Annotated in this window: 11 protein-coding genes; 3 read left to right on the plus strand and 8 right to left on the minus strand. The window is 66.6% G+C overall.

From position 1 onward, the window contains the following. Positions 1-134, minus strand: a 134-nt coding sequence (locus L288_RS44220) for a hypothetical protein (RefSeq protein WP_408020350.1), incomplete at its 3' end; no start/stop codon positions are given. A gap of 196 nt (positions 135-330) precedes the next feature. On the opposite strand from L288_RS44220, the gene L288_RS23925 reads away from it, so the two are divergent. Continuing rightward, positions 331-1,572 carry a CaiB/BaiF CoA transferase family protein gene (locus tag L288_RS23925; RefSeq protein WP_021236646.1) on the plus strand — a complete coding sequence of 414 codons (1,242 nt, stop codon included), beginning with the start codon at positions 331-333 and terminating at the stop codon, positions 1,570-1,572. 142 nt (positions 1,573-1,714) lie between these two features. Here the strand turns inward: L288_RS23925 and L288_RS23930 are convergent, their stop codons facing one another. Further along, complete coding sequence (locus L288_RS23930) at positions 1,715-2,002, minus strand: hypothetical protein (RefSeq protein ID WP_021236647.1); 288 nt, start codon at positions 2,000-2,002, stop codon at positions 1,715-1,717. A 117-nt stretch (positions 2,003-2,119) separates the two neighbouring features. On the opposite strand from L288_RS23930, the gene L288_RS0121100 reads away from it, so the two are divergent. Both L288_RS0121100 and L288_RS23935 read left to right on the plus strand, forming a co-directional pair. Then, complete coding sequence (locus tag L288_RS0121100) at positions 2,120-2,575, plus strand: hypothetical protein (protein WP_021236648.1); 456 nt, start codon at positions 2,120-2,122, stop codon at positions 2,573-2,575. A gap of 72 nt (positions 2,576-2,647) precedes the next feature. Next, entirely contained in the window at positions 2,648-3,676 is a 1,029-nt protein-coding gene (locus tag L288_RS23935) for a lysylphosphatidylglycerol synthase transmembrane domain-containing protein (RefSeq protein WP_031303775.1), read from the plus strand. On the opposite strand, the gene L288_RS23940 is transcribed toward L288_RS23935, so the two are convergent. The 6 genes from L288_RS23940 to L288_RS0121110 all read right to left on the minus strand — a co-directional run. Continuing rightward, positions 3,656-4,678, minus strand: coding sequence for an NAD-dependent epimerase/dehydratase family protein (locus tag L288_RS23940; RefSeq protein ID WP_021236650.1), 1,023 nt, complete (start codon positions 4,676-4,678; stop codon positions 3,656-3,658). The two genes, L288_RS23935 and L288_RS23940, sit on opposite strands and share 21 nt — an antisense overlap. Continuing rightward, positions 4,675-6,084, minus strand: a complete 1,410-nt coding sequence (locus tag L288_RS23945) for a GMC family oxidoreductase N-terminal domain-containing protein (RefSeq protein WP_021236651.1) — start codon at positions 6,082-6,084, stop codon at positions 4,675-4,677. Before L288_RS23945 ends, L288_RS23940 begins: the two co-directional genes overlap by 4 nt. Then, positions 6,077-6,421, minus strand: a complete 345-nt coding sequence (locus tag L288_RS41865) for a hypothetical protein (RefSeq protein ID WP_021236652.1) — start codon at positions 6,419-6,421, stop codon at positions 6,077-6,079. The genes L288_RS23945 and L288_RS41865 overlap by 8 nt, the downstream gene beginning before the upstream one ends. Then, positions 6,411-7,052 (minus strand): HAD family hydrolase, encoded by a 642-nt coding sequence (locus tag L288_RS23950; protein WP_021236653.1) that lies wholly within the window; start codon positions 7,050-7,052, stop codon positions 6,411-6,413. The genes L288_RS41865 and L288_RS23950 overlap by 11 nt, the downstream gene beginning before the upstream one ends. Further along, the gene (locus tag L288_RS23955) at positions 7,049-8,038 is read right to left on the minus strand and encodes a UbiA family prenyltransferase (protein WP_021236654.1); all 990 of its coding nucleotides are present in this window, start codon (positions 8,036-8,038) and stop codon (positions 7,049-7,051) included. The genes L288_RS23950 and L288_RS23955 overlap by 4 nt, the downstream gene beginning before the upstream one ends. A 14-nt stretch (positions 8,039-8,052) precedes the next feature. Further along, positions 8,053-8,519, minus strand: a 467-nt coding sequence (locus L288_RS0121110; protein WP_236612989.1) for a hypothetical protein, incomplete at its 5' end; no start/stop codon positions are given.

An 8,519-nucleotide genomic window follows, 5' to 3' on the forward strand; every position in this document is an offset into this window, starting at 1 on the left:
AAGGTGGCGGCGTCGATCAGCGGCGCCAGCGCTTCCGCCTCGTCGCGGCGGTAAGCGGCGGTGATCGCCTGCCGCAGCGGCGTCGCGGGACGGATCGGGGGCGCGAAATGCGCGAAGGGTGCGTGATGGGTCATGCGGCCGCCATGATAACAGCCCACACGGCATTTTGCCTCATCTCTACTGGTTCAGGGACCGGATTGTCCGCAAGCCATGCGCCCCAGCAAGGTTGACGGACGCGATTTCCGCAGTAGAGCTTCGCCGGGAAAGTGATCAGCCCTTCACCTTTTTGCGGGGCTGGTGCGGTGGAAATTGCATGATTGGCAAGGAAGCATGACAAACAGCAAGTCGGCCCTGGACGGCATCCGCGTTATCGACATGAGCCGTGTGTTCGCTGGCCCCATCGGCGCGCAGATATTGGGCGACCTTGGCGCTGACGTCATCAAGGTCGAACGGCCGAAGGTTGGCGACGACGGGCGCGGCTATGGCCTTGCATGGGTTCCGGGCAAGGATGGCCTCGACACGCGCCAGTCCAGCTTCTTCACCGCGTCCAACCGCAACAAACGGTCGATCACCGTCAATCATTCCAAGCCCGAAGGGCAGGCGATCATCCGCGAGCTTGTGAAGACGGCGGACGTCCTCATCGAAAATTACAAGGTCGGCGACCTCAAGCGCTTCGGCCTGGATTATGAAAGCCTCAAGGACATTAATCCGCGCCTCATCTACTGTTCGGTCACTGGCTTTGGCCAGACCGGGCCGATGGCGGCGCGGGCGGGATATGACGGGCTGTTCCAGGCGATTGGCGGCATGATGGCGGTCACCGGCATTCCCGATGGCCAGCCCGGCGCGGGGCCGTTGAAGGCGGGGCCGAGCCTTGTCGACTTCATCACCGGCCATAATGCCGCGCTCGCCGTGCTGGGCGCTCTCATGCACCGGGAACGGACGGGCGAAGGGCAGTTCATCGACATCGCCCTGCTCGACAGTTCGGTGGCGATGGTCAGCCACATCATGCAGGATTATCTGATCGGCGGCGTCGCTCCGCCCCGTTTCGGCAATGGCGGCAATGGCGGCGGCCCGGCCGACGTCATCTCATGCAGCGACGGCATCATGTATCTGAGCGCGGGCGGCGACGAGCATTGGCGGCGCCTGACCGTGCTGATGGAGCAGCCGGAGCTTTACGAAGACGAACGGTTCAACTCCAACATGAAGCGCGCCAAGCTGAATCGCGCCGAGTTGATGGACATCATCAATGAATGGAGCCGCGCCTTCACCACGGCACAGTTGCAGGCCATGTTCGACGATGCCGGCATCCCCGCCGCGCGCTACAACGATCTGGCCGAAGTCTGGGACGAACCGCAGGTCCAGCATCGCAAGCTGCGCGCGGCGACGCCGCACCCCTGGGCGGAAAGCGGATCGGTCGACCTGATCGCCAGCCCGCTCGCCCATATGTCCAGAACGCCCGCCACCATCCGCACGGCCCCGCCCCTGATCGGCGAACATACGCAGGAAGTGCTGAGCGCCATCGGCTATGACGACGCAGCCATAGCCGAATTGCGCGCCAAGGACGTGATCTGAGCTAATTCTTGCGCCGCTTCAGGCTTGGCACGCGCATGTGAGATCGTCACCCCGGACCTGATCCGGCGTGACGCTTCTTCTCTGAGGTTGCCAAAGCATCGGACCGGGGCGACGGGAAAAGAGCCCCTAAGCCGATCGCGCCCTAACGTTCCTCCAGCTCATTGAATACGGAATGGACGATCGAGGCGCGTTCCTCATTGTTGAGGTCGATCGACACCGTGATCGCCGTGTCGATCGGCGCGTCCGTCCTGTCTTCTTCCAGCGGCGCGGCGGCATCGCCTCCGTTCACCGCCTGGCCGACGCTGTTTTCCTGGCCCACGGGCGTGACGAAGATGTCGGTGCGTTCAAAGCCATGTTCCTGCACCAGCCGCTCGATCGCCAGTTCGGCGTCGCGGCGCGTGGGGAAGACATGCTCTATCGTCGTGCTCATATGAACTCTCCAAATCTGGTCACTTCCGGCGTTCAGGTCGGTCCGCCGCTTCCGTCTGGCACGGCAAGAGTGGATCGCGGCCGCTTTGGTTCCTTGGGGATGGGGCAGGAACGCTGAATGGGCGGCTTTGCCCGATGGATCACGCGGCAGGAGGATGTGATTAGCGCTGCCGCTCATCGCAAATCGATTGCGCTGTCCCGCTGGCCGGGCAAAGAGTGGGTGCAAAGGGCGGGGGAAGAAGCGATGTTCATGAAGTTCAGTCCGCTGGCATGCGCGGCCGCGATCCTGGCCGCCCTCATGCCCGCGGCGGCGCTTGCGGACGATCCGCAAGATCCCTCGATGCGCAGCGCGGCGGCACGCGCCCGCGACCGCGCCGCCATCAAGCAGATGAACCAGCGGCAGCTCGCCTATGTCCGCCAACGCGATGCGCGCAACGGCGTGACCTATCGCGTGCCGCGCCGGGACCGCGACGCCTATGAAAGCGCGCAGGCCGACTATGCGCAGAAAATGGCCGCCTGGCGGCGCGCCGTGGCCGCATGTAATGCGGGCCGCTGGGAATATTGCGACGATTGAGCAGACCAGCGCTGGGGCGGCCGCGCGGCGCATAATGGGTAAGCCCTTCGCCCTTCGGACGGCCCGGCCATTTTGCTCTATCGTCGCGCCATGCTTTTCAACCCGTCCTGGCGCAATCGGGCGAGTTCCCATTGTTTTGCATGGTTCGACCGGGGCAGGCGGATAGCGCGCCGTCTGGCGTTCCGCTATGCCCTGCACTCCATAATCGGGCTTCTGTTCCTCGCCCTGTTCCTGCGCCAGATTGACCTTGGCGGCGTGATCGCCATCGCCAGGCAAGTCTGGGTTGCGCCTCTCGTCATCGCCCTGCTCGCCTATGCGGTGGATTTTCTGCTCCGGGCCGTGCGCTTCTGGATAGTGCTGGAATCGGTTTCCGGCCGCCGCCTGCCGTTCCGCCGCGTGCCCGGCCCGTTCGTCGCCAGCTTCGGGATCAGCGACCTGCTGCCGTTGCGCGCGGGCGACGTCTTCCGCCTGCTCTGGTTCCAGCGGCAGATGGCGCTGCCCGCGAGCGGGGTGCTGGGCGCGATGATGGTCGAACGCTTCCTCGACCTCGCGACGCTGCTTCTGCTCGCGGTCGCGGTGGCGGGCTGGCATCTGGACGGCCACTGGCTTTTCTACCTCGCCCTGCTCGCGGGCGGCTGCATCGCCACGCCGATGCTCACGGCCGCCGCCGGGCGGTGGGCCCGGCGCTCGCGCACAATGCGGTGGGCGTGGATCAGGGGGCTGGTGTCCGCGCTCGATACGTTCCGCATCCTCCGCTCGCCTGGGCTGGCGGTGAGCGTGACCGGCCTCTCGCTTGCGGCCTGGCTGCTGGAGGCGGCGGTGCTGCTGGGCGCGTGGATCAGCCTTGGCGGCGCGGCGGAGGCATGGGCCGCGCCCATGGCGGCGTTCGTGACCAGCACGCTTGGCACGCTGTTTCCGGGGCTTCCGGGGCATTTCGGCACGTTCGAACTGTTCGGACTGGAAATGTTCGCGCGGGTCGGCGTCGCGCCTGACTTCGCGGCGGCCGTGCTGTTGCTCGCCCATCTGATGCTGTGGGCGCCTACGGCCCTGTTCGCGATCGGCTGGCTGCCGTTCAGCCGGTCACGACAGGCGGCGCACTAAACCGATCGCGCGCTGCCGGATGCCGGAGCGGTGGGGCGAAGCGCTCTCGTCCCGCCCCCGATGCGCCCGGAACCAGTCATAGCTGTCCGCCAGCATGTCGCTATTGCCGTGGCGCGGCCGCCAGCCCAGCGCCTTCAGGGGCGCGACATCGAAATAGCAGTCCCGGTGATAGGTGCGATATTGCCAGGGAACCAGCGGCGACAATCCCGTCAACCGCAGCGCCCCCAGCACGGCCATGGCCGGAGCGGCCGGCAGGCCGGTGACGCGCGACCGGCTTCCCGCATGCGCGATCAGCCCTTCAAGATCGCCGCGCAAAGTCCCGAACCTGTCAGTCCCCACATTGTAGCTCCCCGTCCGCCCGACCGAAAGGAGCAGCAATATGGCCTCTATCAGGTCATCGACATGGATGAACTGGATGTGATTGCTCCCGTCGCCGATGATGTAGAGCCGCCGCCCCTCCGCGATCCAGTGGAACAGGATCTGGTAGATGCCCAGCCGCCCCGCGCCCAATGTCGCGCGCGGGCGGACGATGTAGAGCGGCAGGCCCGCCGCGCCGCAGATCTCCGTCACGATCCGCTCCCCGGCCAGCTTCGACCGGCCATAGCTTTCGAACGGCCGTGGCACCGTCTCATCGGTAATCGGCCCCTGGGGAGGCAGGCCGTAGACGGCTGTGCTGCTGACATGGACGAAGGCGCTCGCCCCCGCCCGCACTGCTTCTTCCGCGACCAGGCGGGCCCCTTCGACATTGACCCGCCGATAGTCCCGACCCGCCCCGGATTGCGCCACCAGCGCGGCATGGTGGTGCACCACATCGACGCCCCGCATCGCTTCGGCGACGGCCTGCCGGTCGCAAATGTCGCCCTGATGAAAGCCGATCCCGGCGAACAAGGCGGGGTCGCGCACCCGATCAAGCACGCGCACCCTGTCGCCCCCTTCATGCAGCCGCTGCGCCAGCCGCGCGCCGATGAAGCCCGACCCGCCGGTAACAAGATGCGTCTTCAAGCAAACCGCCTTTCAATTGCGTGCAGCGCGTTGCGATGGGCAATCGCCATCACCGACCCCTGCGGATTGGCGATGGTCGGCCCGCACATCAGCGATGCGTCGGCGATGCGCAGCCCGTCGCCATCATGCACCCGCCCCCAGCTGTCCGTGGCGCTCAACCGCCGGTCCTCCCCCATCGGGCAGGACGCGAAGACATGCACCGACGTCAGCATGGCCGACCTGCGCGGCAGGCGGCCGGGCAGGGACGCGAGTTCATCCACCGAATGAAGCATGGGAAAGCCCGGCAGGCATGGCTGCACCGCCTCCGCCCCGGCGGCGAACAGGGCGCGCATCAGGTGCTTCAGGCCGTCATACAGATCGTCCAGATCGCCGCCCTCGTGCCGCACCGACACCAGCGGATCGCGCGCCAGCGGCAGGCCGCGCACCCGCGCATGGCCGGTGCCGTTCTGCACATAATAGATGCCCATGCGCGCCGCATCCGCCGCGATCCGCCGCCGCATCTGCGGGCTCCCCGCCAGCGCGAGCGCGAGCAGGGCGGGCGAACTGATCGAACAGCCGATGCCGAAGCGCGGCTCGAACATCTTGATCTGGTGCACGGGATCGGGATCGCCGGGCCGATTGACCGGCCTGTCGAACAGAGCCACCGCCTTCAGCATGGGATGAAAGCGCAGGCTGTTGCCGACATTATGCCGGAAACCCGAACGCCGCAGCAGCGCGGGCGTCTGCACCGCGCCGCAGGCGATGAAAAGCGCGTCCGCCTCGATCGTCACCTCGCGCCCCTGATGCAGCGTGGCGGCATGCCACTGCTTGCCATTCCGGCGGATGCGCAGCGCGCGCATATTCGCCATCACCTGCCCGCCCGCCCTGCGGAACCGGGGGATGAAGGTCGCGCTCATCGACTGCTTCCGTCCGCTTTCATAATCATAGAGGCGCGGCGCCTGGATCGTTTCCCACCCCAGCTCCCCCGCCCCGTCGCCCAGCCGTTGCGACAAGGGCGGCGCGCTGCCCGGCAGGAACGCGATGCGGGCCGTCCCCTCGCAGGCGGCGAAATGCGGGGCCAGCAGGTCCGGCGATAGCTGTTCCACCCGGTAGGCCTTTGCCCATTGCTCCAGCACATAGGGCGGCGTGCGGTGATAAAGGCCGCGATTGACCTCGCTCCCGCCGCCGACGCAACATCCCTCGACATAGCTGATGGAAGGCTTGCCAAAGGCCATGCCGATGCCAGCATTACGGTATTTCCGCAGTATCTCGTCGCCGGAAAAATGCGCGCAGGCGTCGAGCGGCAGGTCGTCCCCCTCCTCCACCAGCAAGGTTTCATAGCCAGCCTCTGCGCACAAGGCGGCCGTAACCGCGCCGCCCGGCCCGGAGCCGATGACGGCGACATGCGTGCGCAGCCGGTCAGCCATGCGGGTCCTCGTCCGGCCACAGGCCAAACAGCGAAAGGCTGATGTAAAAGGTCATCAGCATCCGCGCGGCACCGATGGGCGATGCTTCCCAGCTTTCCATCTGCCGCAGCCTTTCCGCCGGTGGCAGCCGGTGAAAGGGCCGCCGCCGCCGGACGATCGGCCAGGCATCGAACAACAGGGTCGCCGCGCGCAGGGGCGGCCGCAGATAGGCGGGCATCCCGGCGAAGCTGTCCAGCACGAAACGGCTCGCCGCTTCGGACCGGCCGCTGGCGCCCTGCTCGCGCAAGGCGACCGTTTCGGCAAGCGCCCGCACGGTGGCGGCGAAATCAGCAGGCATGCTGGAACAGCGGATCGTTGAAGTCGCGGAAATCGCGGCCCCGGATCAGCACCCGCACGCCTGCCCGGCGCGCCGCTTCGCCGTCGCGATCGTCCCGGTCGCCGATCATCATGGTCCGTTCCGCCGTCGTGTTCGCCTGCGCCATCAGCCACAGCAGCCCCGCCGGGTCCGGCTTCAACCGGCCCACATCCTCCGCCGCGACGGTCAAATGCGCCGACAGGCCCAGCGCCGCCAGCTTGTCCTCCGCCTTGTAATCCGAAAAGACCGCGACCGCCCGCCGCCTGCCCAGCTTCGCGAACAGCCCATCCACCCCCGGCGTGCGGTGGCGGCGCAGCAGGGGCAGCGGCCGCCGCTCCATCCACTCCGCCACGGTGGCGCGCACGGCGTCGGGGCAGCGGCCCGCCAGCCTGTATTGCTCCGATACGAAGTCCACTGTCATCCCGCTCCCCATCGTTTCGCGCTGGCGGCGGTAGGCCGACAGGGTGCGCACCGCCGCAAGGCTGCGGGTGCGGATCGCGTCCCCCATCAGCAGCCTTGCCATCCGCCACCGCAGGCTGCGCTGGTCATAGAGCGTCCCATCCATGTCGAAGACGATCAGGTCGAATGCGTCCCAGGCGATCGCCGCACTCATTGCCGTGCATAGACCGAACCGGGCGCGGACAGGTCGCGCAGGAAGGGAAGGTCGACCAGCGACAGCGCGGCGAGCGTCATCACCACGACCAGGGCCGCCGTCATCAGGCGGCGCGACCGGAACAGCCGTTCGGGGCGCGAGGCCACCGACCCGCTGCGCATCGCCAGCCAGAAATAGCTGGCGAACAGGATGGCGATGAACGGCAGGGCGAAAATATATTCCTCCCGGTAACGGATGAAGAACACCGCCAGGAAGAATGCCGACAGCATGGCGTAGAGCAGGCAGGATACCGACAGGGTCTCGGCGGTATAGCGGCCGAACGACCGGCGGTAGCGGGCCAGCAGGTCGGCGCCGCCATCGGCCGTTATGTCGCGATATTCGGCCAGCCGCTTCGCCGCCATCAGGAACGCGCCGCCCATCCAGTATGCCAGCATCAACGTCATGGGCGCGCGGCTGAACGGTTCGACCATCGTCCAGCCCAGCATCAGGCGGATGGGGTTGTTGATGCTTTCGCTCAGCACGTCCAGATAGACGCGATCCTTGGTCCGCACCGGCGGGACATTGTAGATCAGGCCCGACAGGACGAAGGCGGCCGCCGTCCATGTGAACAGCGCGCCCAGATGCGTCGCCAGCCAAAGCCCCACGATCACCAGCAGCAGATATTCGGTATAGACGATGGGCGGCGACAGGCTGCGGTGGACGGCGGTCCGCGCCGATTTCAACGGGTGGAATGCGTCGAAATCGCGGTCCAGCCATTCGTTCATGACATAGTTGGCCGATGCGATGGCGATGGCGCTCAAAAGGCCGATCAGCACCGTCAGCGCCTTCGTCTCCGTCGCCGGATCGCGCAGCAGATGCGCCAGGATGATGCCCGGCACGATGAAGATATGCTTCGTCATGTGATCGAGGCGGGCGATGGCGATATAGTCACGCAGACGCCCTGGTTGCGAAGGAATCGTTCCGGCTGTCGCCGCTTTGCTGTTCATGTTTCTACCCCACCTCATTGCGTTTCACTCGCGTTCTTCTGCGGTGCGCCCCGATAGATGACGCCGTCGCTCAGACGCGCCACGCGGATCAGCTTCAACCGGTCGGCCAACTCATGCTCTGGCGGCATGTAGAAGCGCCAATCGACCTTGTTCAGGAACACGACATAGGCATCTCCTCGCATCAGATCGGCGCGCGCCCGGGCAAGCTGCGCCGCATAGGGAAAGGCAGGCTCGTCGCGGCCCGTGCGCAGTTCGAAGACCATGGGGATGTAGCGCGCCGGGCGGCGCAGCAGATAACCGATCGCATCCGCGCCATTGCTGTAGAGCACGGCGTCCCTGGGCAGCGCGGCGACGGCGGCGATGGCGGGCGAATGCCGCCAGCTCAGCGACGCATAACCCTCGCCATGGCGATAGACGTCATGGGTGCGCACCGCCGTGCGCACCGTATGTCCCGCGATCATGACGCAGGCGACGCCCGCCA

Source organism: Sphingobium quisquiliarum P25, assembly GCF_000445065.1.
GTDB lineage: Bacteria > Pseudomonadota > Alphaproteobacteria > Sphingomonadales > Sphingomonadaceae > Sphingobium > Sphingobium quisquiliarum.

Coding starts and splice junctions, on each gene's coding strand:
- L288_RS23925 (WP_021236646.1), top strand. CDS start 331: ATGACAAACAGCAAGTCGGCCCTGGACGGCATCCGCGTTATCGACATG.
- L288_RS23930 (WP_021236647.1), bottom strand. CDS start 2,002: ATGAGCACGACGATAGAGCATGTCTTCCCCACGCGCCGCGACGCCGAA.
- L288_RS0121100 (WP_021236648.1), top strand. CDS start 2,120: ATGGGCGGCTTTGCCCGATGGATCACGCGGCAGGAGGATGTGATTAGC.
- L288_RS23945 (WP_021236651.1), bottom strand. CDS start 6,084: ATGGCTGACCGGCTGCGCACGCATGTCGCCGTCATCGGCTCCGGGCCG.
- L288_RS41865 (WP_021236652.1), bottom strand. CDS start 6,421: ATGCCTGCTGATTTCGCCGCCACCGTGCGGGCGCTTGCCGAAACGGTC.
- L288_RS23950 (WP_021236653.1), bottom strand. CDS start 7,052: ATGAGTGCGGCGATCGCCTGGGACGCATTCGACCTGATCGTCTTCGAC.
- L288_RS23955 (WP_021236654.1), bottom strand. CDS start 8,038: ATGAACAGCAAAGCGGCGACAGCCGGAACGATTCCTTCGCAACCAGGG.